The organism is Saccharopolyspora hirsuta (assembly GCF_008630535.1).
Taxonomy (GTDB): Bacteria; Actinomycetota; Actinomycetes; order Mycobacteriales; family Pseudonocardiaceae; genus Saccharopolyspora; species Saccharopolyspora hirsuta.
Window position 1 is genome coordinate 592975 of record NZ_VWPH01000001.1, and the last position, 26111, is coordinate 619085.

At 71.7% G+C, this 26111-nt stretch carries 21 protein-coding genes; 14 read left to right on the plus strand and 7 right to left on the minus strand.

The features are described from left to right. Positions 1-207: 207 nt before the first annotated feature. From F1721_RS02640 to F1721_RS02665, 6 genes are all read left to right on the plus strand, one after another. Positions 208-468: a hypothetical protein gene (locus tag F1721_RS02640; RefSeq protein ID WP_150064858.1), complete on the plus strand. Its 261-nt coding sequence runs from the start codon at positions 208-210 to the stop codon at positions 466-468. Between the two features lie 52 nt (positions 469-520). After that, positions 521-1843, plus strand: a complete 1323-nt coding sequence (locus F1721_RS02645) for a wax ester/triacylglycerol synthase family O-acyltransferase (protein WP_342782912.1) — start codon at positions 521-523, stop codon at positions 1841-1843. 69 nt (positions 1844-1912) lie between these two features. Beyond that, entirely contained in the window at positions 1913-3349 is a 1437-nt protein-coding gene (locus tag F1721_RS02650) for a carboxylesterase/lipase family protein (protein WP_246154066.1), read from the plus strand. A gap of 40 nt (positions 3350-3389) precedes the next feature. Next, positions 3390-4838 carry a carboxylesterase/lipase family protein gene (locus F1721_RS02655; RefSeq protein ID WP_150064861.1) on the plus strand — a complete coding sequence of 483 codons (1449 nt, stop codon included), beginning with the start codon at positions 3390-3392 and terminating at the stop codon, positions 4836-4838. 61 nt (positions 4839-4899) lie between these two features. Then, entirely contained in the window at positions 4900-5880 is a 981-nt protein-coding gene (locus F1721_RS02660; RefSeq protein ID WP_170301327.1) for a phosphatidylinositol-specific phospholipase C, read from the plus strand. A gap of 402 nt (positions 5881-6282) precedes the next feature. Further along, on the plus strand, positions 6283-7674 hold the full coding sequence (locus tag F1721_RS02665) for an FAD-binding oxidoreductase (RefSeq protein WP_150064863.1): 1392 nt from the start codon (positions 6283-6285) through the stop codon (positions 7672-7674). Between the two features lie 36 nt (positions 7675-7710). On the opposite strand, the gene F1721_RS02670 is transcribed toward F1721_RS02665, so the two are convergent. The 5 genes from F1721_RS02670 to F1721_RS02690 form a co-directional block, all read right to left on the minus strand. Beyond that, on the minus strand, positions 7711-9882 hold the full coding sequence (locus tag F1721_RS02670) for a thiamine pyrophosphate-dependent enzyme (RefSeq protein WP_246154067.1): 2172 nt from the start codon (positions 9880-9882) through the stop codon (positions 7711-7713). A 236-nt stretch (positions 9883-10118) separates the two neighbouring features. Next, a complete protein-coding gene (locus F1721_RS02675) occupies positions 10119-11045 on the minus strand; it encodes a LysR family transcriptional regulator (protein ID WP_150064864.1) in 927 nt (308 codons plus the stop codon). A 156-nt stretch (positions 11046-11201) separates the two neighbouring features. Then, a complete protein-coding gene (locus F1721_RS02680; RefSeq protein ID WP_211840288.1) occupies positions 11202-12353 on the minus strand; it encodes a Glu/Leu/Phe/Val family dehydrogenase in 1152 nt (383 codons plus the stop codon). A 114-nt stretch (positions 12354-12467) separates the two neighbouring features. Then, a complete protein-coding gene (locus F1721_RS02685; RefSeq protein ID WP_150064865.1) occupies positions 12468-13616 on the minus strand; it encodes an NAD(P)/FAD-dependent oxidoreductase in 1149 nt (382 codons plus the stop codon). Then, positions 13613-15196, minus strand: coding sequence for an aldehyde dehydrogenase family protein (locus tag F1721_RS02690; protein WP_150064866.1), 1584 nt, complete (start codon positions 15194-15196; stop codon positions 13613-13615). Before F1721_RS02690 ends, F1721_RS02685 begins: the two co-directional genes overlap by 4 nt. 561 nt (positions 15197-15757) lie before the next feature. On the opposite strand from F1721_RS02690, the gene F1721_RS02695 reads away from it, so the two are divergent. From F1721_RS02695 to F1721_RS02710, 4 genes are all read left to right on the plus strand, one after another. After that, positions 15758-16696, plus strand: coding sequence for an ornithine cyclodeaminase family protein (locus F1721_RS02695; RefSeq protein WP_150064867.1), 939 nt, complete (start codon positions 15758-15760; stop codon positions 16694-16696). Positions 16697-16885: 189 nt separating this feature from the next. Beyond that, entirely contained in the window at positions 16886-18358 is a 1473-nt protein-coding gene (locus F1721_RS02700) for an amino acid permease (protein WP_150064868.1), read from the plus strand. Beyond that, positions 18355-19725, plus strand: a complete 1371-nt coding sequence (locus tag F1721_RS02705) for an SLC13 family permease (protein ID WP_211840289.1) — start codon at positions 18355-18357, stop codon at positions 19723-19725. Before F1721_RS02700 ends, F1721_RS02705 begins: the two co-directional genes overlap by 4 nt. 30 nt (positions 19726-19755) lie before the next feature. Further along, entirely contained in the window at positions 19756-20547 is a 792-nt protein-coding gene (locus F1721_RS02710) for a serine hydrolase (RefSeq protein ID WP_150064869.1), read from the plus strand. Positions 20548-20555: 8 nt separating this feature from the next. Here the strand turns inward: F1721_RS02710 and F1721_RS02715 are convergent, their stop codons facing one another. Beyond that, entirely contained in the window at positions 20556-20945 is a 390-nt protein-coding gene (locus F1721_RS02715) for a VOC family protein (RefSeq protein WP_150064870.1), read from the minus strand. Between the two features lie 275 nt (positions 20946-21220). Between F1721_RS02715 and F1721_RS02720 the strand changes: the two genes are divergently transcribed. Then, positions 21221-21913, plus strand: coding sequence for a hypothetical protein (locus F1721_RS02720; RefSeq protein WP_150064871.1), 693 nt, complete (start codon positions 21221-21223; stop codon positions 21911-21913). Positions 21914-21970: 57 nt separating this feature from the next. On the opposite strand, the gene F1721_RS02725 is transcribed toward F1721_RS02720, so the two are convergent. Next, the gene (locus F1721_RS02725) at positions 21971-22849 is read right to left on the minus strand and encodes a MurR/RpiR family transcriptional regulator (RefSeq protein WP_150064872.1); all 879 of its coding nucleotides are present in this window, start codon (positions 22847-22849) and stop codon (positions 21971-21973) included. Between the two features lie 137 nt (positions 22850-22986). Here F1721_RS02725 and F1721_RS02730 point away from each other — a divergent pair, with 137 nt between their 5' ends. Genes F1721_RS02730 through F1721_RS02740 form a run of 3 tightly spaced genes read left to right on the plus strand, consistent with a single transcriptional unit; the run spans position 22987 to position 26023 of the window. After that, positions 22987-24366 (plus strand): MFS transporter, encoded by a 1380-nt coding sequence (locus F1721_RS02730; RefSeq protein WP_150064873.1) that lies wholly within the window; start codon positions 22987-22989, stop codon positions 24364-24366. Then, the gene (locus F1721_RS02735; RefSeq protein ID WP_150064874.1) at positions 24363-24818 is read left to right on the plus strand and encodes a GAF domain-containing protein; all 456 of its coding nucleotides are present in this window, start codon (positions 24363-24365) and stop codon (positions 24816-24818) included. Before F1721_RS02730 ends, F1721_RS02735 begins: the two co-directional genes overlap by 4 nt. Then, complete coding sequence (locus tag F1721_RS02740; protein WP_150064875.1) at positions 24815-26023, plus strand: metal-dependent hydrolase family protein; 1209 nt, start codon at positions 24815-24817, stop codon at positions 26021-26023. Before F1721_RS02735 ends, F1721_RS02740 begins: the two co-directional genes overlap by 4 nt. The last annotated feature ends 88 nt before the right edge of the window (positions 26024-26111 follow it).

A 26111-nucleotide genomic window follows, 5' to 3' on the forward strand; every position in this document is an offset into this window, starting at 1 on the left:
GGGACCGGATCCGCGCTGCTCGGCTGCACCATGTGGGTTACCCGGCACTGCTCCGAGCACACGCAGCGGAGCGATCAACGTCCGGGCCGCGTTCTCGTCCCGCCGGAGTGTTTTCCGTTCCGCCTCCCGCTCGGCTAAAGTCGGCGCATTCGCCGCTCGCGGGTCGGTCCACTTCGGACTCGGCTGGCGGTGCAACGGCGCACTGGCGTGAACTGGACGTGGTGGACGTCGGATTCGGAAGCGGATTTTTCCGGTCGTGCCGAACGCCGTCCGCAACAGGGGAGGACGAGAACGATGTCGGTGCCGCCAGCAGCGCCCGAACCGCGCGTCATCGCAGGTGAGGAACCCGCGGTCGAAGATGAATTGTTTTCCGAATTCGCGGATCTGCCGTTCGGCGGGCTCGCCGCGGAGATCATCGGCGGGCTGTGCCGATCGCTGGGCGTTCCCGGTTCGGGAGCAATTCGCTGACCGGCGTTCCGGACGATTCCGGTGCGTCGTCGATCGCTGAGGTGTGCCGATGATGACGAGTGGGATCAGCACGATCGACTGGGCCTTCCTCTGCGTGGAGCGGGAAACCGCGCCGATGCACCTCGGCGCGGTCGCGGTGTTCGCCCCGCGCGGCGAGGCGGACCGCTTGCGGCTGCTGGAGCTGCTGGCCGAGCGCGCCCGGCGGATCGCGCGGCTGCGGCTGCGCCTGCACCGGTCCTGGATGCAGCCGTGCTGGACCGAGGTGCCCCGGTTCGACGCGACCGCGCACGTGCACGGCCACCAGGTGCCCGCGCCGGGCGGTCGTGCGGAGCTGGCCGAGCTGGTCGCCGAGCTGACCGCCGAACCGCTGGACCGGACCCGACCGCTGTGGGAGCTGCACCTGATCACCGGGCTGGAAGACGGCCGCTTCGCGGTGCTGGTGAAGTTCCACCACGCGCTGGTCGACGGCCGCGACGCGGTGCAGGTCGGGCTCGGACTGCTCGACGGCTCCGCACCGGAGCGCAGCGCCGCCCACCCGCCGCGCAGCCCGATCGGCGAGGTGGTGGGCCTGCTCGGCCGTCCGCAGCAGCTGCTCGGCACGGTGCGCTCGACACTGGCGAAGTCGGGGGAGTCGCTGGGCATCGCCTCCTCGGTGGTGCGCAGCGTGCGGTTCCCGCCGCCGGACTCGCCCCTGCGCGCGTCCGGCTCCGCCGCGCGCCGGGTCGCGCTGGTGCCGCTGGACCTGGCCGAGCTGCGCCAGATCCGCGCCCGGCACGGCGGCACCACCAACGACGTGGTGCTCGCGGTGATCGCCGGGGCCCTGCGCCGCTGGCTGACCGCCCGCGGCCACGACCTCGGCGAACTGCCGGTGCGCGTGCTGGTCCCGGTGTGCAGGCGGCGGGCGAACCGGCCGAACGGCGGCAACAACCAGCTGTCCGGCTACCTGTGCGAGCTGCCGCTGGCCGAGCCCGACCCGGTCGCGCGGTTGCGGGCGATCCGGGCGGAGATGGCGCGCAACAAGAGCGCGGGGCCGCAGCGCGGACCGGGGGCGTTCCCGGTGCTGGCCGGGCGGGTGCCGCAGCTCGTGCACCAGGTGGCGGGCCCGCTGGCCGGGCAGGGCGCGGCGCTGCTGTTCGACGCGGTGATCACCAACGTCCCGCTGCCGAACTTCCCGGCGACCCTGGACGGTGCCGAGCTCGCCGAGCTCTACCCGGTCGCACCGCTGGCCGCCGGGCACGCGCTGGCCGTCGCGGTGTCGCAGTTCAACGGCGCGGTGCACGTCGGGGTGCAGGCCAACCGCGCCGCGGTGCCGGACCTGGAGGAGTTCCGCGAGGGCCTGCCGCTGGCGGTGGCCGAGCTGGCGGACGGCGGTTGAGCTGTGGGCGGAACCGAGCGCGCCGCGCGGCCGGACTTCAGGTGGTTGTATGGGGGCATGGACCTTGTGGTGCGGACTGAGCACGGTGCGGTGCGGGGGAGCGCCGACGGAGAGCTGAGCGTTTTCAAGGGGATTCCGTACGCGGCACCGCTGGACGGCGCGCGCCGGTTCCAGGCCCCGGAGCCGCCGGAGCGGTGGGAGGGGGTGCGGGACGCGTCCACCTTCAGCGCTGCCGTGCCGCAGCCCCCGATCCTGCCGGGCATCCCGTCGCTGTGGAATCCCGGTGACAGCGCGGAATCCCTGACGCTGAACGTGTGGACGCCCGATCGCGGCGGCGGGCTGCCGGTGCTGGTGTGGATCCACGGCGGCGCGTTCCTGGGCGGGTCGGGCAACGAGTACGACCCGTCGCGGCTGGCGCGGGCCGGTGCGGTCGTGGTGACGGTGAACTACCGCGTCGGCTACGAGGGGTTCGGCTGGGTGGCCGACGCCCCGGCCAATCGCGGGATCCTGGACCAGTTGGCGGCGTTGCGGTGGGTGCAGGACAACATCGCCGGGTTCGGCGGCGATCCGGGCAACGTGACGATCTTCGGCGAGTCCGCCGGTGGGACCTCGGTGGCGACCCTGGCCGCGGGTTCGGCCCGCCACGGGTTGTTCCGCCGTGCGATCTCGCAGAGCCTCGGTTCGCTGTTCTGGGCGGAGGACGAGTTCCGCAAGGGCAGCGATCTGGTCGTCGGGCAGCTGGGCGTGCCCGCGACGGCGGAGGCCCTGGGCGGGATCGCGCCGGAGACGATCCACGCCGCGCAGACGGCGGCGATGGCGGAGATCAACGAGAACCGGGCGGCCTGGACGAACTCGACGCCGTACGCGGTGGTCTTCGACGGCGAGGTCCTCGACGACGTCCCGTGGGAGATGCTGCGCCGCGGCTCGGGGCGGGAAGTCGACCTGATCTGCGGGTACAACACCGACGAGGCCCGGATGTTCACCGCGGACATGCCCGCGGCGGCCAAGGACCCGGCGCTGCTGGCGCGCGGCCTGCGGCTGGACCCGTCGGCGGTGGACCAGTACCGCGCCGGGTACCCGGCGGCCGACGACGCCGAGCTGTACGCGGTGATGCTCAGCGACCAGCTGTTCCGGATGCCGTCGCTGTGGAGCACCGAAGCGCACGCGCGGGCGGGTGGGCGCAGTTACCTCTACGAGTTCGCCTGGCCGAGCCCGGCCCGCGACGGCGCGCTGGGCGCGTGCCACGGGCTGGACGTGCCGTTCACGTTCGGCGTGTTCGACGACGTCTTCGGCAAGATGATGCTCGGCGACCCGCCGCCCGCCGACTTCGAGGTCCTCTCGGCGGAGCTGCGCGCCTCCTGGATCTCCTTCGCCACCACCGGTGATCCGGGCTGGCCGGAGTACGGCGATGATCGTCAGGTCCGGATCTGGAACGTGCCGTCGACGGTGGTCGCGGACCCGATCAAGGCGTCGCGGGAGATCTGGCAGACCCGCTTTTCGGCCTGACGGCGCGCGTTTCGTCCGGCCACCGTGCTTACATGGTGGTATGGATCTCGTGGTTGCCACCCGCAGCGGTGCTGTGCGGGGCGTTTCCGCCGACGACGTGAACGTCTTCAAGGGGATTCCCTACGCAGCACCGCTGGACGGCGCGCGCCGGTTCCAGGCACCGGCGGCTCCGGAACCCTGGGAAGGGGTGCGGGAGGCGACGGCGTTCAGCGCCTCGGTGCCGCAGACGACCTTGGTGCCCGGTGCGCCGCCGGTGTGGACTCCCGGCGCTGACACCGACTGCCTCAGCCTCAACGTGTGGTCACCGGACCTCGGTGCCCGGCTGCCGGTGATGGTGTGGATCCACGGCGGCGTCTACATTGGCGGCACGAGCGACAGCCCGGCCTTCGACGGCACCAGGTTGGCGAAGGACGGCGTGGTCGTGGTGACGGTGAACTACCGCGTCGGCTACGAGGGTTTCGGCTGGGTGGCCGACGCTCCGGCCAATCGCGGGATCCTGGACCAGTTGGCGGCGTTGCGGTGGGTGCAGGACAACATCGCCGGGTTCGGCGGCGATCCGGACAACGTCACGATCTTCGGCGAGTCCTCCGGTGCCAGTTCGGTGGTGACGCTGGTCGCGGGCTCGGCGAAGCAGGGGCTGTTCCGCCGCGGAATCGCGCAGAGCGTCGGTTCGGTGTTCTGCGGTGCGGAGGAGAACCGCAAGCTCGGCGAGCTGATCCTCGGGCGGGTCGGCGCGCAGCCGACCGCCGAAGCGCTGGGCGCGGTGCCCTCGGAGGCGATCCACGCCGCGCAGCTGGCCGTGATGGCCGAGCAGAACCAGAACCGCGCGGACTGGACGAACTCCACGCCGTTCGCGGCGGTGCCCGACGGCGAGCTGCTCGACGACCTGCCGTGGGTGCAGCTGCGCGCCGGTGGGGGCCGCGGCATCGAGCTGATCAGCGGGTACAACACCGACGAGGCCCGGATGTTCACCGCGGACATGCCCGCGGCGGCCAAGGACCCGGCGCTGCTGGCGCGCGGCCTGCGGCTCGCACCGTCGGTGCTGGACGAGTACCGCGCCGGGTACCCGGGAATCACCGACGCCGACCTGTTCTCGCTGATGCTCAGCGACCAGCTGTTCCGGATGCCGTCGCTGTGGTGCGCGGAAGGCCACGCGCGGGCGGGCGCGCGCAGCTACCTCTACGAGTTCGCCTGGCCGAGCCCGGCCCGCGACGGCGCGTTCGGCGCCTGCCACAGCCTGGACGTGCCGTTCACCTTCGGCGTCGACCGCAGCGACGTCACGGCACCGGTGTTCCCCGATGAGACGCCGGAGGACTTCGAGGTCCTCTCGGCGGAGCTGCGCGCATCCTGGATCTCCTTCGCCACCACCGGTGATCCGGGCTGGCCGGAGTACGGCGATGATCGCCGGACCCGGATCTGGAACGTCCCGCCGAGCGTGGTCGCGGACCCGGTCGAGGTCTCCCGGGAGATCTGGCAGCACCGGTTCTGAACCGGTGGCGAGTTCCCGCCATTCGGTCCGCAGCCGCGGCCGGGGCGGAATTCTGTGCGGCATGTCTGGGAAGGCGGTTCGCGCGGCAGCCGTGCTCGCGCTGGCGTTGTCGGTCGCGATGGTGCCCGGGACGGCAGCTGCCGCACCGCACTGCCAGAGCATCACCGAGGCGTCGAACCCGGACTGGATGGCCGGGCTGCCCGACGACGCGAGCCTGGCGCAGCTGTCGATCCCCGGCACGCACCAGACGCTGTCGCTGCACGGCGGTGAGCTGACCCAGACGCAGGAGAACCACGGCGACAGCGCGGAAACCCTCGCCGTCCAGCTGCAGTCGGGCATCCGCGCCATCGACATCCGGGTGCGCCGGTACGACGACCGGTTCACCCTGCACCACGGGCCGTTCTACCAGAACGCGAACTTCTCCGACGTGCTGCAGAAGGCCGGTGACTTCCTGGCCGCGCACCCCGGCGAGACGGTCCTGCTGCGGCTGAAGGCCGAGTGCACCGGCGAGACGGGCTCGTGCACCGACGAGAACAGCCAGCTCGACGAGACGCAGATCTTTGACTGGTACCGCGACAACGACCCCAACGGCAAGTACCTGCTCGACCCGGCGGGCGGCGCGGTCCCGACCCTCGGCGAGGCGCGCGGCAAGATCGTCCTGGCGGTGCTGCAGGGTGCGCGCGGTGGTCTGCACGAGGGGCGCGGCGTCGGCCAGCTCACCAACGACACCTGGGGCGAGCGCGTCCAGGACGCCTACACCGTGCCGACGCTGTTCGACATCGACGACAAGTGGGCCAAGGTCCGCGACCACCTGGACAAGACGGTGTCGGCGGACCCGGGCGATCTGTTCCTGAACTTCACCAGCGGCTCCAGCCCGGCGGCCTTCCCGAACGCGGTGGCCTGCGGCGCAGCGGGCTTCCGCGGCGTGAACGACTACGCCCTGGAGCACCTGACGACCAACGACCTCCCGCGCACCGGCGTGATCATGATGGACTTCCCGGGCGCGGACCTGGTGAACACCATCATCGCCGCCAACGGCTGACCCGCGCCACGCTCGCGCACGGTTGCAGTTTCAATGAGGTTTTTCCAACCTCGTTCTGCGTGGCGGTGCCGGTGGCGGAACCTCAGCGCCCGCCTGGACTGCGGGTGCCCTGACTTGTGTATGACCCGATACACGGCGTCAGGGCCGTCCTCGCCGGAAGGAACCCCGGAGGGGTGGGCACCGTGAACCCGCGGCGGTGCGAGTTGCGAGGGTGGGTTATGCGCCTGGCGGCGCATGCGGCACCTGCCGGTCGGTGCAGTTCGCCCTTCGCGGCTGCGGTCCACGGGCAGGATGAAAAAGGCTCAATTGAAACTGCGGTCCGGGGTCGGATCGTTGCCTCGGCTAATGGCTCTCGGGCGGCGTTGTTAACGTGGGGGCGGTTCGACGCGGACGGAGGGCGACATGTCGGAGAATGCGCTGGCGGCACTGCGCGCGGAACTGCCGGAGTCGGTGCTGCTGACCGACCCCGACTCGACCAGTCGGTTCGCCCACGACGAGGCCGAGTGGGCCCCGTTCGGCAAGCCCCTGGCCGTGGTCCGCGCGCGCAGCACCGAGGACGTGGTGGCCACCGTCCGGATCTGCGCCGAGTTCGGTGTCCCGGTGGTTCCGCGAGGTGCGGGAACCGGGCTGTCCGGCGGCGCCAACGCGATCGACGGCTGCGTGCTGATCTCGCTGGCGGACATGAACCGCATCCTGGAGATCAACCCGCGCGAGCAGCTGGCGGTGGTGCAACCCGGAGTCGTCAACGACGACCTGCGCGCGGCCTGCCGCGAGCACGGCGCCTGGTACCCGCCGGACCCGGCGAGCTCCCCGTGGTCGACCATCGGCGGCAACGCCTCCACCAACGCGGGCGGCGTGTGCTGCGTGAAGTACGGCGTGACCCGCGACTACGTGCTGGGCCTGGAAGCGGTCGTCGGCAACGGCGAGGTGGTCCGCCTCGGCCGCCGCACCGCCAAGGGAGTGGCCGGTTACGACCTGTGCGGCCTGTTCGTGGGCTCGGAGGGCACCCTCGGCGTGATCACCGAGATCACGGTGAAGCTCCTGCCCGGCCTGCGCGCCCCGGAGCGCACGGTGGTCGGCTACTTCGATTCGCTGGTGGAGGCCGGGGAAGCGGTCGCGGCGGTGGCGGCGGCCGGTGTGGTCCCGTCGGCGCTGGAACTGCTCGACCAGCACTGCCTGCGCGCGGTCGACGAGTGGAAGAACATGGGCCTCAGCGCGGAGGCGAACGTGCTGCTCCTGGGCCGCTCGGACACCCCGGGCGCGGCGGGGGAGCAGGAGGTCGACACGCTCCTGCGCTGCTTCGACGAAGCCGGAGCTACCTGGAGCGCCCGCTCCACCGACGAGCACGAAGCCGACGCCCTGTTCGCGGCCCGCCGCCTGGCCTACCCGGCGCTGGAACGCCTCGGCCCGGTCCTCACCGAGGACGTCTGCGTCCCGAGGGCCAAGGTCCCGGAAATGCTGTCCCGAATCGAAGCCTCGGCCCAACGCCACAACACCCAGATCGCCAACATCGCCCACGCCGGGGACGGCAACCTGCACCCCCTGATCATCACCCCACCCGGAGACGAAGCAGCCCGAGAACGAGCCCAGCGAGCCTTCGACGACATCGTGACGGACGCGATCGCCCTGGGCGGCACGGTGACGGGAGAGCACGGAGTGGGCCTCCTCAAGCGAAAAGGCCTCCACGCCGAACTGAGCCCCACCGTGGTCGCCATGCACCACGCGATCAAACAAGCCCTCGACCCGGCGGGAATCTTCAACCCGGGCAAGGTCTTCGGCGATCCGGACGCCTGAGTCGCTTCCTGGGACGCGAGCGAGGGCTGTCGTGAGTCAGCCGTTGGCCAGCTTGAGGGCGGCGGTTTCGATGGTTTCTTCGTCGAGGAGGACGTGGTAGGCCGCCGCGCCGAGGGGGATGAAGCTGTCCTCGCTGGTCACCCGGGCGATCGGGCCCGTGAAGCCGCCGTCGACCAGGGCCGTCACCACCGGTTCGGAGACGCCGCCGGTGCGGCGGGTTTCGTCGACCACGAGGACTCGGCCCGTTGCTTCCGCTGCCGTGAGGAGGTCGTCGACCGGGAGCGGGGACAGCCAGCGGAGGTCCAGGACCCGGGCGTCGATTCCGCGCTCGCGCAGGCGCTTCGCCGTTCGGAGGCTCATGGGGACTCCGTTGCCGAAGGTGACCAGGGTCAGGTCCGCGCCTTCGCCGTACTGGCGGGTTCGGCCGATCGGGACGTGGTGCGTGCCCGGTGCCGGGTACGGTGCCAGCCAGCCGCCGTCGCCGGGTTCGTGCAGGTCGCGGGTGTGGTAGAGGGCGATGGGCTCCAGGAACACGCAGACCCGGCCGTCCTCGTGGGCCGCCGCCACGCAGGTGCGCAGCATCGCTGCGGCGTCGTCCGGGCGGGAGGGTGACGCGAGCACCACTCCCGGCAGGTCGCGCAGGGCCGCGATGCTGTTGTCGTTGTGGAAGTGGCCGCCGAAGCCCTTCTGGTAGCCGTAGCCCGCGATGCGCACCACCATCGGGTTCCGGTACTGGCCGTTGGAGAAGAAGCTCAGCGTGCTGGCTTCGCCGCGCAGCTGGTCGGCCGCGTTGTGGACGTATGCCAGGTACTGGATCTCCGGGATCGGCACCAGACCGGCCAGCCCGGCCCCGAGCGCGGTGCCGAGGATGCTCTGCTCGTCCAGCAGGGTGTCGAAGACCTTGGTGGCGCCGAACTTCTTGCGCAGACCGCGCGTCACCCCGTACACGCCGCCCTTGCGGGAGACGTCCTCGCCGAAGACGATCACGCCCGGGTCGCGGCCCAGCTCCTCGGCCAGGGAGCGGTTGATCGCCTGCGCCAGCGTCAGCGGGCCTTCGTCCTCGGGCAGCTGGTCGCCGAAGTGCTCGCGCGGCGGGACTTCCAGCGCCCGGCGCTCCACCGCGTCCGGCCGGTCCTGGTAGATCGAGGCCATGACCTCCGCGGCGCTGGCGAGCTTGCGGCGTCCCAACGCCTCCTCGGCGACGCGGGCGACCTCCGCGCGCTTGTCCTCGTAACGCGCCAGCACTTCGCCCGGGCGCAGGATCCCGTTGTCCACCAGCGCTTTCGCCGTGCCCAGCAGCGGATCGCGCTGGTAGTCGGTGGTGATCTCGGTGCGCGACCGGTAGCCGGACTCCACGTCCGAACCGGCGTGGCCCATCAGCCGGACCGTGCGCAGGTGCAGGAACGCCGGAGCGCGGTGCTGGCGGACCCAGTCCGCGGCCTCCCGGGCCACCGACAGGCACTGCACCGGGTCGGTGCCGTCGGCGGTGAAGTAGCGGAGTCCGGTGCGGTCGGCGTAGGTCGACTCGATCCAGCCCTTCGGCGTCCGCACGCTGATCCCGATGCCGTTGTCCTCGCACACCAGCAGCAGTGGCATCGCCAGGCCCTGGAAGGAGCAGTGCAGCGCGGCGTTGATCGCTCCGGTGGTGGTGGAGTGGTTCGCCGAGGCGTCGCCGAAGCTGCACACCACGACCGAGTCCTCCGGCCACCCGCTGTCCACCCCCAGCTTGTCCGCGCGGCCCAGCGAGAACGCCAGGCCGACCGCGCGCGGCAGGTGCGAGGCGATGGTCGAGGTCTGCGGGATGACGGCCAGCTCGGCGTTGCCGAACACCTTGTGGCGACCTGCGGAGATCGGCTCGTCCGCGGAGGCCACCACGCCGAGCAGCACGTCGCGCAGCGGGTGCTGGCCCGGCACCTGGCGGGCGCGGTGCACGTAGAAGCCGCCGGAGCGGTAGTGCAGCAGCGCCGGGTCGGTCGGGCGCAGCGCGGCGGCGACCGCGGCGTTGGACTCGTGGCCGGACGAGCCGATGCTGTAGAAGCCGCGGCCCTGCTTGCCCAGCTGCCGGGCCTGCAGGTCGAGGTGTCGGCTGCCCGCCTGCGAGTCGAACAGCGCCAGCAGGTCGTCGGCGAGGTCCGAGCCGGTCGCCGGGTGCGCGGACCAACCGGCCACGGTGCGCTGGAAGAATTCGTCAACCGGCTCAGTGCTCACAGGCAGTTCCGCCTCTCCGCGATTCACAGTGGTGGTTGCGTTTGGGGGTGTTCTTGCGTTTTCGGGGTTTCTCGTGGCTGGGTTGCGTCACGGTCCCCTGAGGTGCGGTTGCGCAGCACTCGGGTTGGCACAGGACTGCTCAGGTCGCGATTTCCGCGCCAGCCAAGGTTGCTGGGTTGTTGCTGTCGCAAGCTCTTGTGTGCTGGTGTGGGGACGCGGGGGCATGGTTGTTCCGCTCATGACTCAGGTGGTTCGGCGTGCCAGTCGTTGGCGACCTGGGCGCAGGACTTGGCCAGGCACTCCAGGGCTACCGGCAGCAGCGGGTTGGTGTTCTGCTTGCGGTAGAGGGCCTTCACCCTGCGGTAGGGCTGCCATCCGGCGATGCGGCAGATCCGCACCGCCTGGTCCGGCAGTGCCAGGCCGGGCAGCACCGCCACCCCGAGCTCGCGGGCCACCAGGTCGCGGATCACCGAGTAGTCGTTGCTGCGGAAGGTGATCCGCGGGACGAACCCGGCCGCGGCGGCCAGCCGGACCAGCGACCGGGCGCCCGCCGTGTCCTGCCGGGTGCATATCCAGGCGTCCTCGGCGAGGTCGCGCAGATCCACCTCGGCGGCCCGGGCGAGCCGGTGCGTCTCGGGCAGCGCGAGCCGCAGCGGCTCGGCCATCAGCTCCTCCACGCACAGCTCCACCGGCCACTGCCGGGGGTCCAGGTCGTACTCGAAGACCACCGCCGCGTCCAGGGTTCCGTCCAGCACCCCGCCGAGCACCTCGTCCGGCTCGCCCTCGTCGAGCTGGACCTCGGCGTTCGGCCGCTGGGCGACCACCGCCGCGAGGACGTCCGGCAGCACCCGCGCGTTGGCGGTGGCGAAGCTGGCCAGCCGCAGGCTGCCCTCCTCCCCGGCGACCATCGCGCGCACTTCGCGCTCCAGCGCGTCTAACGCGCCGAGAGCGTCGCGGCTGCGGTCCGCGAGCCGCACGGCCAACGCGGTGCTCCGGGCGCTGCGCGCGGAGCGCTCGAACAGGGGCGAGCCGATCGCGCGTTCCAGCAGCACCATCTGCTGCGAGACGGCCGAGGCGGTGTAGCCGAGCGCCCGCCCTGCTTCGGCGAACGAACCGGTGCGCACGCATTCCTGGAGGGTTCGCAAGTGGATCGGGTTCAGCATGCCGGTCCCTTCAACTCTCGAGGTTCGAAGCAACGTTCGGCCTTCGGGGTGCTCGGGCGCAACACCCGGAACGGTTCCGCCTGGTCAGGCCCGGTGAGCGCGGCGAGGACCGCACCCCACCACGCTCACGGGCGTTGACCTGCGGAAACCAATGCCTCAGGCGGGCTGGGGGACCCGGCCGCGCAACTCCATCGCGGTGCGCACCCGCTGCTTGGCCAGGTCCAGCGCGGCCTCGTGCGGGAGCCGCCCGCTGCGGTGGGCGGTGTCCAGCACCAGCACCGTGTTGTTGCGGGTGCGCTCGGCGACCGCCGCCAGGATGGCCGTCGGCTCCGGGCGGAACGCGGAGTGCCGGGCGTCCATGGCGAACCCGGCCGCGATCGCGCCACCGGCGTTGGCGATGAAGTCCGGGACCACGGTGATCTCGCGCCCGGCCAGCAGCACCCGCGCCTCGGGAGTCGTGGGCAGGTTCGCGCCCTCCACGATCAACCCGGCCCGGATCTTCGCCGCCACGTCCTCGTCGATGACGTCCTGCCCGGCCGCCGGGATCAGCACGTCGCAATCCACCAGCAGCTCGTCGCCGCGCGGAATGCGGTGCGCCGCGGAGGCTTTTGCCACGCAGGCGTCACCGAAGTCGGCGCGCGCGTCGAGCCACTTCGGCACGTCGAGCCCGTCCGGGTCGTGCACCGATCCGTCGATCGTGGACAGCGCGACCAGCTGCGCGCCGAGCTCGTGCAACCGCTTGGCCGCGGCGGCGCCCACCGCGCCGAAACCCTGCACCGCGACCCGGGCGCCCGCGATGCTGCGGCCCTGGTGCGCCAGCGCGGCCTCGACGGCTTCGGCCACGCCGTGCCCGGTCACGCCCAGCTGGTCGTAGGGCACCCCGCCCAGCGGTTCCGGCACGCCGACCGCAGCACCGCGGTCGCCCAGCTCGTCCTGGATGATCGCCGCGTCGTGCTCGGTCATGCCCATGTCCAGACCGGCGACGTAGCTGGCCGGGATCTGGTCGGCCAGCCGCCGCGCGAAGGCGCGCACGATCCGCTCCTTGTCCGGGGAGTCCGGGTCGGCGAAGATGCCCGCCTTGGCACCGCCGTGGAACAGGTCGACCGCGGCCCACTTCCAGGTCATCACCCGCGCTAGCCGGGCGATCTCGCCGACGGTGACGGTCGGGCTCATCCGGGTGCCGCCCTTGCCGGTGCCGCGGGCGGTGTTGTCGATGACCAGCACGCCCCGCATCCCGGTCCGCGCGTCCGAGACGCACACGACCTTCTCCGGGCCCCACTCGTCGATCTCCTGCAACAGATCACGCACGTTCGTGCTCCTCGTCGAGAATGCGGAACTTGTCCTGCCCAGCGGTGCTGATCACCGTCCGGCGTGCGACTTCAAAGGGAATTTCCGTTGAGATCGCGTCACCGGGGCCGCCGGTCACACGCAGTTGTGCTCGGGTCGGATCTCGGCGGCGGCGAACCGGCGCACGTCCAGCGCCGAGACGTCGACCACCGGGGACCGGCCCAGCACCAGGTCGCGCAGCACCTCGCCGATGGCGGGGCCCTGCAGGAACCCGTGCCCGGAGAACCCGGTGGCGTACAGGAAGCGGCCCGGTCCGTCGGCCTCGCCGACCAGCGCGTTGTGGTCGGGGGTGATCTCGTAGAGCCCGGCCCACCCGTGCGCCACGCCGACCTCGGCCAGCCGGGGTGCCCGCCGGGCCACCGCCTCGGAGAGCCGCCCGAGCCAGCGGTCGTCGGTGCTCAGGTTGAAGCCGTACTCCTCGTCGGGGTCGGACATCCCGATGAGCAGGCCAGGACCTTCGTCGTGGAAGTAGAAGCTGGTGGCGAAGTCGATGGTGAACGGAAGCCGGGGCGGCAGGTCCGGGACCGGCTCGGTGACCAGGATCTGCCGCCGCAGCGGGCGGACCGGCAGCTCGACGCCGACGAACCCGCCGACTTCCGCCGACCAGGCCCCCGCCGCGCACACCACGGTCGAGGTCGCCACCGACCCGTGCTCGGTGCGCACTGCGGTGATCTGCCCGCCCGCGACCTCGATCCCGGTGACGGCGCAGTGCCGTCGGATCACCGCGCCGTGCTGCCGGGCGGCCTGCGCGTACCCCTGCACCACCGCCTCCGGGGTGCAGTGCCCGTCGGTGGGGGAGAAGGCCGCCGCCAGCAGCCCGTCGGGCACCGCGTACGGGGAGAGCTCGCAGGCCTCGGCGACGGTCAGCATCCGGCTCGGCACCCCGAACTCGTTCTGCAACCGCACGCCGTCCTCGAACGCCGCGACGTCCTCGGGGTCCGACAGCAGGAACAGGTAGCCGAACTGCTTGAGGTCGATCTCCCCGCCGGGACGCCGCGCGAAGTCCTCGAACGCCCGCAGGCTGCGCTGCCCGAGCTCGATGTTGACCGGGTCGGAGAACTGCGCCCGCACCCCACCAGCGGCTTTGCTGGTGCTGCCCGAACCGAGTTCGTCGCGCTCGAGCAGCAGCACGTCCACACCGGCCTCGGCGAGGTGGAAGGCGGTGCTCACGCCCACCACCCCGCCGCCGACCACGACGACCTCCGCCCGAGCGGGCAGCGTCACCGCGCACCGCCGAGCTCGGGCGGCAACCGGAAGTCCAGCTCCGGCTCCACGGTGTCGACGTCCATCTGCGCCTTCTGCAGCTTGCCGGAGAAGTCCCAGTTCAACGACTGCCAGCGGGTGAACTGGTCGAGCACCCACACCCCGGACTGGCGGCTGCCGTTGCCGGACTTGCCGTTGCCGCCGAAGGGCAGGTGCGCCTCGGCGCCGGAGGTGGAGTTGTTCACGCTGACCATGCCCGCGCCGATGCCCTGCCGGAACCGGAACGCGGTGGCCGGGTCGGTGGTGTAGATCGCCGCGGACAGCCCGTAGCCCGGCGCGTTGCCCAGCTCGATCGCCTCGTCCAGCGTCTCGTAGGTGCTGACGCCGACGATCGGCCCGAACGTCTCGTTGCGGAAGATGTGGTCGTCCGGGCGCAGCCCGTCCAGCAGCACCGGGTGGTAGTACAGGCCGCTGGCCGGGTCGCCGTGGAATCCCTTGCGCGGCGCGGATTCGGTGATCCGCCCGACCGATTCGGAGCCGAGCACGGTGTGGTGGTCGCCGATCTCGCCGAGGATGCGCTCGAAGTTGTCGGCGAACTTCTGGTCCAGCAGCGGCCCGTAGAGCACGTCGCCGGTCGGGTCGCCGATGGTCGCCGAGCGCAGCGCCGCGTCCAGCCGCCGCACGAACTCGTCGTGCACGTCCCGGTGCACGATCAGGTTGCCCAGCGAGGTGCACCGCTGCCCGGCGGTGCCCCAGCCGGAGAACAGCGCGCCCTCGACCGCCAGGTCCAGCTCGGCGTCCGGTGCGACGATCATCGGGTTCTTGCCGCCCAGCTCCAGGCACGGGCTCTGCAGGTGCTTGCCGCACAGGGCGCCGACCTGCGAGCCGACCGCGCTGGACCCGGTGAACCCGACCTTGTTGACGGTGCCCGCCGCCAGCGCGGTCTCCAGGCCCTGGAAGGTCGCCTCGCCGTCGGCGTAGACCAGGTTCAGCACGCCCTTGGGCACCCCGGCCCGCCAGGCCAGCTCGGCCAGCGCGCGAGCTGCGCCCGCGGCGTACTCGGCGGGCTTCCACACCACGGCGTTGCCGCACAGCAGCGCGGGAACCAGGTACCAGGACGGGACCGCGACCGGGAAGTTGCCCGCGGTGATCACCACCGCCACGCCCACCGGGACCCGGAAGGTGAACAGCTGCTTGTCCGGCATCTCCGAGGGCACCGTCTGCCCGTAGAGCCGCCGCCCCTCGCCAAGGAAGAAGTCGCAGGTGTCGACGATCTCCTGGACCTCGCCCAGCGCCTCGGCGTAGGGCTTGCCGATCTCGCGCGTCACCAGCCGCGCCAGCGACTCCTTGTTCGCCTCCACCAACCGGCCCAACCCGGCGATCACGCGCCCGCGCACCGGCGCGGGCACCTGCGCCCACTCGCGCTGCGCGCGCTGCGCCTGCTCGGTCGCCGCGGGCAGCACTTCGGGACCCCCGAGCGAGACCCGGGCGACCACGTCCTCCAGGTTCGCCGGGTTGCGCGAGAGGTACTCGCCCCCGCCGTCGACCCGTGCCGGGGTGTCCGGACCGATCACGGAGTTCAACGTCGACTGCACCGACATGCACCTCTTCCTGCTCGAACGGCTCGCTGTCCAGCGGTGGCGCCGCGGTGTGCCGCACGCCACCCTCGTCGCACGGCTCACCGTAGTTCGTCGGAGGGGCGTTCGCGGAGGATCAGGAGAGTGATTTCTCCTCCAGCTGAGCGCCAGCGGCGCTGTCGCTCGTCTGCGGTGGACGGCCTAGCGGTTCGGACTCGCCTGCCGTGGCCCGAAGGTGCTTGACCGGAGGTTGGTGGTGGTACTGGGGTGGGGTTGGTGGGGAGGGGTGCTGTTGGGTGTGGGGTTGCTTTTGGGGTCAAAGCGGTGGGTGGTTGCGTTGGGTGACGCAATTTCAATTGAAATTGGCTGCGTTGCGGTTGTTGACGGAGCCTGCGGTGGTGAGGTGCGCCAATTTCAATCGAAATTGCGGCCCTCACCACCGCGCCCTAGGTCGTGGTACAGGGGCGAGGATGACGGTGAGTTGCAGTCGTGGAGCCAGGGCCACGCTTCGCAGGGCCGTCGGTCGTTGTCCGTGCCGAGACGATCTCTACCGTTGCGGGCGGTGGTGTGGCAGCGTGGCCGCGCATGAGGATGTGGAGCGACGCCGATGTTGCCGCGGCACTGGACCTGGACACCGCGATCGCCTCGCAGCGGTTGGCGTTCGAATCGCTCGGTCGGGGCGAGGCGCAGCTCGCCGACAAGGTCGCCATCCGGACCGGTGACGACACCACCCTGTGCTACCTGAGCCGCCTGTCGCCGCGGCACGGTGCGGTGAGCAAGCTCGTCGCGGTCCACCCCGGCAACGTCGAGCGCGGGCTGCCCTCGATCTCGGCGACCGTCCTGGTCATGGATGCGGCGACCGGGCAGCTCGCGGCCACGATGCAGGCCACCGCCCTCACCGAGATCCGCACCGCGGCGGGCAGCGCCGTCGCCGCGGACGTCTTGGCGCTGGCCGACGCCGACGAACTCGCGATCCTCGGATCCGGCGTGCAGGCGCGCGCCCACGTGCGCGCGATCGCGCGCGTGCGGCAGCTGCGCGAAGTGCGGATCTTCAGCCGCGACGCGGCGCGGCGCGAAGCGGCGGCAGCGGAGCTGGCCGCGGAGCTCGGGCTGGCGGTGCGAGCCGTGGCGAGCGCGGAGGAAGCGGTGCGCGAAGCGCCGCTGATCGCCGCGTGCACCCTGAGCGCGGAGCCGGTCGTGCCGACCGCCGCGGTAGCGGCGGGAGCGACCGTGATCAGCGTGGGCAGCTTCGAGCACCACCGGTGCGAGGTGGACGCGGAGCTCGTCCGGCGCGCCGGAGCGGTCGTCGTCGACGAAGTCGACGCGGCCGCGACGCACGCGGGGCCGATCGCCGGAGCGCTGGAGCGCGGCGACATCGCGCGCGAGCAGCTGCGAGCGCTGGGCGCGGTGCTCGTCGGAGCGGCGCCGGGGCGCCGCGACGCGACGGAGGTCGTGTTCTACAACAGCGTCGGTCTGGGCGTCCAGGACGCTGCCGCGGCCCACGCCGTGCTCGGCACGCTCTGAGGGATTCCGGGGCTCGCATCCGGCGACTTCGCGCGGGAGAGCCCGCACGAGCACGGAGGCCCCAGCCGAAGGTCTGCTGGGGCTCAGGGGAAGGCATCCGCGCGCTTCGGCGTCTTTCCCGGGTCGGTTCCATGGACGAGCATCCCCGCATCGCTAGCGCAATCGGGCGCAGCTCGCGGGGAGGTACTCATGCGCGATGAGACTGCCGCGACGGGTGGGTCGCTGTTCGGCACCGGGCCGAACGGCATCTTCCGCCGCACCGTCCCGAAACCCGAGGAGCAGACCGACCGGCGGATGCTGCGCGTGCTGGGGTTGCCGCAGCTGACCATGATCGGCGTCGGGGCCATCATCGGCGCCGGGATCTTCAGCCTGGCCGGTGCCGTGGCGCGGGACGTGGCCGGGCCAGCCGTGCTGGTGTCGTTCCTCATCGCCGGGGCCGCTTCGCTGTGCGCGGCCTTCGCCTACGCCGAGTTCGCCGGGATGGTGCCGCGCGCCGGGTCGTCCTACACCTACGCCGCCGCGGTGCTCGGCGAGGTCGTCGGCTGGATCATCGGCTGGGACCTGCTGCTGGAGTACACCGCCATCGTCGCGACCGTGTCCATCGGCATGTCCGGCTACGCCGGGTTCCTGCTGGAGTCCGTCGGGGTCGAGCTGCCGGTGTGGATGCTCGGCGCTCCCGGCACCGGCGAGGGCCACCGGGTGGACCTGATCGCGATGCTGATCTGCCTCGGCGTGGCCTGGCTGCTCAACCGCGGCACCAGGACCTCGGCGAAGGTCGACGTGGTGCTCACCGTGGTCAAGATCGCGGTGGTGCTGCTGGTCGTCGTGGTCGGCCTGTCCCAGGTGGACTTCGGGAACCTGACGCCGTTCGCGCCGTTCGGCTGGGGCGGTGCGGTCACCGGGGCGGCGACGGTGTTCTTCGCGGTGTTCGGCTACGACGCGCTGTCCACCGCCGCGGAGGAATCCGTCGAGGCCCGCAAGCTGCTGCCCAAGGCCATGCTGCTGTCGCTGGTCATCTCGATGGTGCTCTACGTCGGCGCCTGCATCGTGCTCACCGGCATGGTGCCCTACGACCAGGTCGACCCGGACAGCGGTTTCTCCAGCGCGTTCGCCGGTGTCGGGATGTCCGGCGTGGCCGTGGTGATCGCGGTCGGGGCGGTGCTGGGCATCGTCACGGTCAGCTTCTCGTTCATGATGGGCGCCTCCCGGCTGTGGTACGCGCTCAGCCGCGACGGGCTGATGCCGAAGTGGTTCGGCGAGCTGCACCCGGTGCGCCGCGTGCCGCACCGCGCGACCTGGATCCTCGGCATCGTCTCGGCCGTGCTCGCGGGCCTGCTGCCGGTGCAGGAGGCGGCCGAGCTGACCAACATCGGCGTGCTGTTCGCCTTCGTGCTGGTCTGCGCCGCGGTCGTGGTGCTGCGCTACCGCAGGCCCGACCTGCCGCGCGGGTTCCGCTGCCCGGGCATGCCGGTGGTGCCGGTCCTCGGCGTGCTGTTCTCCGCCTGGCTGATGTCGTTCCTGGCCGCGGAGACCTGGCTGCGCTTCGGCGGCTGGCTGCTGCTCGGCCTGCTGGTCTACTCGCTCTACAGCTACCGCAGCACCCGGCGGGTCATGCCGGGCGGCTCGGTCGACCTCACCTCGCTCGACGAGCCCGGCCGATGACGGCCTGGAAACCGCGCGCGGCGGCGGTCGTCTTCGGCCTCGCGCTGATCACCGCCGCGGTGGTCCTGGCGACCGGCACGGCCGGAACCCTGTGGGGCCTCACCCCGATCGTGGTCTACGCGATCCTGGTGCTGCTCGACGTGGACGTGGTGCTGGCGACGGTCGGCGCGCTCGTCGTGGCGGCGCTGCAGACCGGCACCGCGCCGCTGGAGCTGGGCGAGCTGATGGGCGAGTCGCTGGGCTCGTTCATCGCGGTCGTCGGGCTGATCATCCTGCTCGGCGGCGGCCTCGGCCGGGTCGTCACCGAGACCGGCGCGGCCGCCACCACGGTCCGGGCCGTGCTGCACGGCATCGGGATCAGCACCCGGTTGCGGTTCCGGATCGGCGTGATGGCCTCGGCGACGCTGCTGGCCGCCGCCCTCGGCACGCTGTCCGGCGCGAGCGCGCTGCTGGCGCCGATCGTGCTGCCGATCGCCGCCGCGCTGCGGCTGACCCCGCCGTCGGTGGCCGCGATGTTCCACGCGGGCACCGCCGCCGGACTGGTCATCGGACCGTTCACCCCGCCAGTGGTCACCATCACCGGCGCGGCGCAGATCGGCTACGGCGACTACCTGCTCAACGCGGGCATCCCGATGGCCGCCGCGGTCTGGCTGACCGGGCTCGGCATGTCGCACTGGATCCAGCGGCGCACCGAGGGCACCGAGTCCTACCCGGACGAGATCGGCGAAGACCTGGCGAGCGCACCGACCGCGGCGAAGCGGGCGACGGTCGGGTTCCTCGGCAGCATGGCGGTCCTGGTGGTGCTCGGCATCGTGTTCCAGGCGAGCTACACCTACGTGCTGATCGTGATGCCGGTCAGCGCCGCCGTCACCGCGCTGCTCGGGCGCATGCCGCCGAACGCCGCCCTGCAGGCGATGTACCGGGGCGCGCAGCCGCTGCTGTGGCTGTTCCTGCTGTTCTGGCTGCTCAACCCGATGCTGGAGCTGCTGGAGAAGTCCGGTGCCTACGACGCGATGCAGCGGTTGATGGCGCCCGCGCTCGACGACGTCGGACCGTGGTTGTTCTGCATGATCGTGCTGCTGGTGGGGTGGCTCGGCATCTCCGGCGCGGCCGTGGCGCAGGTGGTGCTGCTGCAGAAGCTGTTCGGCCCTGCGCTGGCCGCCGCGGGGGTCCCGCCGGGCGCGTGGGCCGCGGTGCTGCTGGGGTCGTCGCAGATCGACTGGTTCGGGCCGTTCCCCGGTCCGGACATGATCGGCCAGATGGGGCTGGCGCGCTCCCGCAACCTGCGGATGATGATGTACAACGGCTGGGCGATCATGATCGCCAACTTGGCGCTGTTCGCGGTGCTGTTCCTGGTGCTCGTCTGAGGCGGGCCTTCACCCGATGGGAGCGCGGTTTTGGGGTTTGCGGAGCGGTTGCGGGCGGACCTGGCGGCGGCGGACCTGCCCGGTCGCGTCGGGTTCGCCGCGTGGGACCTGGCCGAGCGCGAGCCGGTGCTGCTCGGCGCTGAGCGGGTGGTGCCCGCCGCGAGCACGATCAAGGTGCTGGTCATGATCACCGCGCTGCGCGCCGTGCAGGCCGGGCGGATCGGGCTGGACGACCCGCTGGACCTGCCCGCGGAGCGCGTCGGCGGCGCCGGGCTGCTGCGCCAGCTGCGCAGCATCGAGCGGATCTCGCTGCGCGACCTGATCACCCTGATGATCGTGATCAGCGACAACGCCGCCACCAACGCGGTCATCGACGCCGTGGGATTCGACGCGATCCGGGATTGCGCGGCGGATCTGGGCTGCACCGGCACCCGCGTGGAGCGGCGGCTCATGCACCACCACGAGCCGGGCCGCAACGAGACGACCGCGCTGGACCAGGCCCGGGTGCTCGACCGCCTGGCCGGGGGAGCGGCGCTGCCGCCGGACCTGACCGAGCACGCGCTGGGCGTGCTGGCCGAGCAGCAGGTCCGCGACCGGCTGCCCGCGCGCCTCCCGGCGGGCGCGACGTGCTGGAACAAGACGGGCGAACTCCTCGGCCTGCGCCACGACGTCGGCCTGATCGGCGCCGACCGCCCGAGGGCGGTGATCGCGGTCCTGGTCGACGAGCTCACCGACGAGCGCTCGCTCAGCGACTACCGGGGCGGCCCGGCCTGCGACGCCATCGCAGCCCTCGGCCGCAGCGCCTTCGACGCCCTGAGCTGACCGGATCCTCAGGGGTGGCGGCCCGCGAGGACGCAGAACTCGTTGCCCTCCGGGTCGGCGAGGGTCACCCAGCTCTCGTCGCCGGTCTGGCCGACGTCGGCGTGCCGGGCACCCAGGTCGAGCAGCCGGCGGACCTCCTCGTCCTGCTCCGCGTCGGTGGTGTTGATGTCCAGGTGGACCCGGTTCTTGACCGCCTTGCCCTCCGGCACCCGCGCGAACGTCAGCACCGGTGGCACCGGGCCGCGGCGGATCCTGCCCTCGGGCACCTCGGGGGAGCCGATCGTGATCGTTTCGTCGTCCATGTCCTGCACCACGTAGTCGAGGACCGCGCACCAGAACCGCGAGAGCACGGCGGGATCGGCGCAGTCGATCGAGATCTCGGTCAGCTTGCTGGTCATGCCGGGGTCCCCTCGTCGGACGACGGGTTCGTCGAAGGACGCACCGTAGCCGCGGCCGCCGTTGTGCCGCAACAGGTTTGATCCGGCACCGCGGCTGCGGCGAGCCGAGGTCGGCAGGCATCGCACAGCGCGTCGATATGACCGAAATGTCCGCTGCCTCGGTGTCGAGATCACTCGAATGCGTGTTCTAAAACGTGTCCTGACGTGGTAAGATCTTGTTGTCGGGCAGGGGAATCGGGCGCATCGCGACCACTGTGGACTGTCATGCTCCGGGCGTGCGGTTCGTGGTGGCGCTGGATGCTGCCCTCGGCCGCGGAGGGGTACTCGTGGACGGTGTGCACATCGGTCTCGGTTCGTTCCTGGACTACGCGCGCAGCACGCCGCGCGGCTGCGCGGGCATCGTTCGGAACCAGTGGGAGATCTACATCGACGAGACGAGCATGGCCTGGACGTTCTACGCACCGTTCCGGTCGGCGCTGCGCAGGGCGGTGAACTCGCCGAACGCCTCGGAAGTCGTGGCCGAGGCCGTCCGGCAGGCGCGCCCGGTGCAGCAACCGCACTTCCAGCAGCTGCACGAGGGGTTCCAGCGCTGGTGGGGCAAGGTCAAGGCCACCGGGGTGCCGATGGAGTCGGCCGCCTGGGACTCCGGCGAGCTCTCGGTCACCGTCTCCAGGCGCAGCGCGCTGGCGCTGCGCCACCAGGACGGGCGCACCGAGGTCGTCCTGCCCTACCTGAAGGAGCCGGTGCTCGAAGCGGATTCGGCGAACCTGGCGCTGCGGGTGCTGGAACACCTGATGCCGGTCCTGCTGCCGGGAGCGACCCCGGTGGTCCTCGACGTGCGGCGCGGTAAAGCGCTGCGGTTGCGCCGGAACACCAACCGTGCGGAGCTCGACGCCCTGCTGGCCGCGGAAGCGGCCAAGTACCTCGCGCACTGGACGGCCATGGCCGAGGTCCGCCGAGCCGAGTGACGAGCGGCCCTGGATCCGCACGCGGTGCGGCGTGCTTTCGCGCGCCGCACCGCCCGTTCAGCCGCGGCGCGGTTGGCGGTGCATCAGGCCGAAGCGCGACCACTGCTCCTCGGCGGCTTCGATCGACCTGCGGGTCCTCTTGGGATCCACTGTGGACAACTGCGCGACGATGGCCTGCGCGACCGCCAGCCCCGGCGTCAGCGACGGGAAGAACGCCGCGCCCTCCGCGGGGATCAGCAGCACTTCCTCCGCCGTGGCGACCAGGGCCGGGCTTGCCGCGTCGGAGAGCACGAACACGCGCGCGCCGCGGGCGTGCGCCTCTTCGGCTGCGGTGACGGTGTTCTGGTACAGCCGCCAGAAGCTGATCGCCACCAGCACGTCGTCGGGGCCGATCCGGGAGACCGCGTTGGCCAGGTCGGCGTCGTGCACGACGGTCGCGTCGTACCCGGCGAGCCGGACGTTGTGGGCCAGCGCCGTGCCGATGGCGACGTAGCTGCCGTGGGCCACGATCAGGATCCGCCGCGCTCGCGCCATCGCCTCGGCGACGGTGCGGATCTGCGACTCCTCGAGCCGCCGGGTGAGCACGGCCAGTGATTCCAGGTCTCGCCGAAGCGAGGCGGCGCCCAGGTCGCCCTCGGTGCGCTGGGCGGCGGCGACCTCCGGCGCGCTCAGCGAGGACAGGAATCGCGCGCGCAACTCCTGCTGCAGGTCCGACCAGCCGCTGAAGCCGAGCGTCTGCGCGGTCCTGCTCACCGTCGCGACGTTGACACCGGCCAGCTCGGCGGCCTCGGCGGCGGAGCTGTAGGACACCCGTCGCGGCTGCGTGAGCAGGACCTCCAGCACCGCGGCGCCCTTGGGGCGCAGGCCGCGCTCGGGTACGCGGGCGCGCAACCAGGACTCGAAGCCATCGGCTTCCGCGGTGGTGCTCTCGGTCATCGGCCGTCCTTCCTCGTGTTCGCTGGCCGATACACACTGTAATCGGGATTCAACGCAACAGATATTGCAAATGGCGAGATACGCACTATATGTTGCCCATCACTCGAATCCGGTGCTGGACGACCTGGAGGCACCCCTTGTCCCTGCTAGCGAGGCTGGACCGGCTCCCGCTGAGCCGTCCGCACTACCTGTTGCTGCTGCTCGGTGGCCTCGGCTACACCTTCGACGGGATGGACGCCGCCGTGGTGGCCTTCCTGATGCCGAGCGTGCAGGAGGTGTGGGGCCTGACCAACACCCAGCTCGGCCTGGTCGGCTCGGCCGCCCCGTTCGGCTTCCTGTTCGGCGCCACCTGCGCAGGCCTGCTGGGCGACCGGATCGGCCGCCGCAAGGTGATGATGTGGGCGCTGGCCGCCTACGCGCTGTTCTCCGTCATCGCCGCGGTCGCCCCGAACTACGAGGTCTTCCTGGTGGCCCGGGTGCTCGCCGGGTTCGGCACCGGTGCCGAGAGCGCGATCATCGCGCCGTTCCTGGCCGAGTTCGTCCCGGCCGCCCGGCGCGGCTGGTTCGTCGGTGCGCTGGCCGGGTTCTTCTCCTTCGGCTTCGTCGGGGCCGCGCTGCTGGGCCGGTTCGTGGTGCAGCCGCTGCCCGAGGGCTGGCGCTGGGCCCAGGTGATCACGGCGCTGCCGATCCTGATGCTGCTCTGGTGGCGGCGTTCGCTGCCGGAGTCCCCGCGCTACCTGCTGGCCACCGGCCGCACCGCCGAAGCCGAGCAGGTCGTGGTCGACCTGGAGCGCAAGGTGCAGGCCGCGACGAAGCAACCGCTGCCGCCGGTGCCCGAGGCGGTGGTGGACAAGCCCGCCGAGGCGCGCAAGATCGGCCTGTTCTCCGCGCTGAAGTACCTGTGGAGCGGCGGGATGGCCGGGCGCACCGCGATCACCTGGCTGATCTGGTTCGTGATCACCTTCTCCTACTACGGGTTCTTCACCTGGATCCCAACCCTGCTGGTGCAGCAGGGGATCACGGTCACCAAGAGCTTCGAGTTCTCCATCATCATCTACCTGGCCCAGGTGCCGGGGTACTTCTCGGCGGCCTGGCTGGGCGAGTACCTGGACCGCAAGAACACCATCGCCCTGTACCTGGCGGGCGCGGCGGCCAGCGCGTTCTGGATGTCGCAGATGACCGACCCGGTGCTGATCACCTTCTCGGCGGCAGTGCTGTCGTTCTTCCTCAACGGCACCTACGCGGCGGTGTACTCCTACACCCCCGAGGTGTTCCCGACCTGGATCCGCGCCTCCGGTACCGGCCTGTCCAGCGCGTTCGGCCGGTTCGGCAGCATCATCGCGCCGTCGGTGATCGGCGTCTTCGCCGCTTCCCTCGGGTTCGCGGGCGTTTTCGGCATCACCACCGCGGTGCTCGCCGTCGGCGTCCTCTGCACCCTGGTCTTCGGCCTGTCCACCGCGGGGCGGTCCTTGGAGGACCTGACCGAACCCGGCTCGCGGAAGGAGGTCGTCCGATGAACCTGTCCACTGTGGAGGAGAGAGTCCGGCGGGAGGTCGGCGTCCGGCTGTTCACCGTGCTGGCCTGGCTTCCCGGACGGCGCGTGCTGCACCGGGCGCACACCAGCCACCCCGACCAGTACCCGGTGGGCGGCGAGAAGTCCGTCGAGATCGCCGCGGATTGGCTGGACCGCTGCATCAACCGCCAGCAGCCGTTCTTCGGGCCCGACGCCGAATCGGTCCGCCAGGTCTTCGCCGATCACGCGCTGATCGCCGAACTCGGCTGCGGCTCGGTGATCAACGTGCCGGTGATCGGCCCCGACGGCATCACGCTGGGCGCCCTCGCCCTGCTCGACGCCGAGCACGCCTACGGCCCGGCGCAGGTCGACCGCGCCGTCGAGCTGGCCGAGCTCGCCGTCCCCGCGCTGGCCGAACTGGTCCAGCGCCTCGACACCAACCAGGAGGATTCGTGACCGCACTGCTGCTGCGCTCCGGCAAGCTGCTCGACGTCGAGACCGGCGAGTACGCCGAAGGCGATCTGCTGTGCGTGGACGGCCGGATCGCCGAGTCCGGCCCCGGCCTGACCGCTCCGGACGGTGCGCGCACCGTGGACCTGGCCGGTGCCGCCGTCCTGCCCGGACTGATCGACGCGCACGTGCACGTCACCGCGGCCACGGCGGACCTCGGCGCGCTGCCGTCCTGGTCGCCCTCCTACGCCACGGCCCACGCCGCGCGGATCATGGGGCAGATGCTCGACCGCGGCTTCACCACGGTCCGCGACGCTTCGGGCGCCGACTTCGGCCTGGCCGACGCGCAGGCCGAAGGCCTGATCCGCGGTCCGCGCCTGGCCTTCTGCGGCAAGGCGCTGAGCCAGACCGGCGGTCACGGCGACAGCCGACCGCGCGGGACCCGGGTGCACGACGGCCACCAGTGCTGCGCCGGGCTCGGCCGGATCGCCGACGGGGTGGACGCGGTGCGGGCCGCCGCCCGCGACGAGCTGCGCAAGGGCGCGCACCACATCAAGGTGATGGCCGGGGGAGGGGTGGCCTCGCCGACCGACCGCATCGACTCCACCCAGTACTCGCTGGACGAACTCCGCGCCGTCGTGGAGGAGGCCGACGCCGCCAACCGCTACGTCGCGGCGCACGCCTACACGGCGCGCTCGGTGAGCCGGGCGCTGCAGGCGGGCATCCGGTCCATCGAGCACGGCAACCTCATCGACGAGTCCAACCTGCCCGAGTTCCTCGAGCACGACGCCTTCCTGGTGCCGACCCTGGTCACCTACTGGGCGCTCAAGACCGAGGGCCGCGAGTTCGGGCTGCCGGAGGACAGCTGGCGCAAGGTCGACGAGGTGCTGGGCGCGGGCCTGGCCGCGCTGGAGATGGCGCACCGGGCCGGGGTCAAGATCGTCTACGGCAGCGACCTGCTCGGCGGCATGCACCGCCACCAGAACGAGGAGTTCCGGATCCGCAGCGAGGTCCAGCGGCCGCTGGAGGTCATCCGCTCGGCTACCAGCACCGCGGCCGACCTGCTCGGCATGACCGGCGAGATCGGCACCCTCCGGGTGGGCGCGCTGGCCGACCTGGTGGTGGTCGACGGGGACCCGCTGGCCGACATCGCCCAGCTCGCCGACCCCGAGCACATCCGCCACGTCGTGCAGGGCGGCCGACTGGTCTGAGCTCGGTGTCGTCAGCTGGGCTCGACGAGCACCGACCGGCGGGGCGTCCAGCGCATCGGCGCGGAGACGGTGCACGACAGCTGACCCG

Excerpts from the sequence above, each read along its gene's own strand:
- F1721_RS02655 (WP_150064861.1), top strand. The coding sequence starts at position 3,390 with ATGGATCTCGTGGTTGCCACCCGCAGCGGTGCTGTGCGGGGCGTTTCC.
- F1721_RS02695 (WP_150064867.1), top strand. The coding sequence starts at position 15,758 with ATGAGGATGTGGAGCGACGCCGATGTTGCCGCGGCACTGGACCTGGAC.
- F1721_RS02690 (WP_150064866.1), bottom strand. The coding sequence starts at position 15,196 with ATGTCGGTGCAGTCGACGTTGAACTCCGTGATCGGTCCGGACACCCCG.
- F1721_RS02675 (WP_150064864.1), bottom strand. The coding sequence starts at position 11,045 with ATGCTGAACCCGATCCACTTGCGAACCCTCCAGGAATGCGTGCGCACC.
- F1721_RS02700 (WP_150064868.1), top strand. The coding sequence starts at position 16,886 with ATGCGCGATGAGACTGCCGCGACGGGTGGGTCGCTGTTCGGCACCGGG.
- F1721_RS02645 (WP_342782912.1), top strand. The coding sequence starts at position 521 with ATGACGAGTGGGATCAGCACGATCGACTGGGCCTTCCTCTGCGTGGAG.
- F1721_RS02660 (WP_170301327.1), top strand. The coding sequence starts at position 4,900 with ATGTCTGGGAAGGCGGTTCGCGCGGCAGCCGTGCTCGCGCTGGCGTTG.
- F1721_RS02665 (WP_150064863.1), top strand. The coding sequence starts at position 6,283 with ATGTCGGAGAATGCGCTGGCGGCACTGCGCGCGGAACTGCCGGAGTCG.
- F1721_RS02705 (WP_211840289.1), top strand. The coding sequence starts at position 18,355 with ATGACGGCCTGGAAACCGCGCGCGGCGGCGGTCGTCTTCGGCCTCGCG.
- F1721_RS02735 (WP_150064874.1), top strand. The coding sequence starts at position 24,363 with ATGAACCTGTCCACTGTGGAGGAGAGAGTCCGGCGGGAGGTCGGCGTC.
- F1721_RS02715 (WP_150064870.1), bottom strand. The coding sequence starts at position 20,945 with ATGACCAGCAAGCTGACCGAGATCTCGATCGACTGCGCCGATCCCGCC.
- F1721_RS02725 (WP_150064872.1), bottom strand. The coding sequence starts at position 22,849 with ATGACCGAGAGCACCACCGCGGAAGCCGATGGCTTCGAGTCCTGGTTG.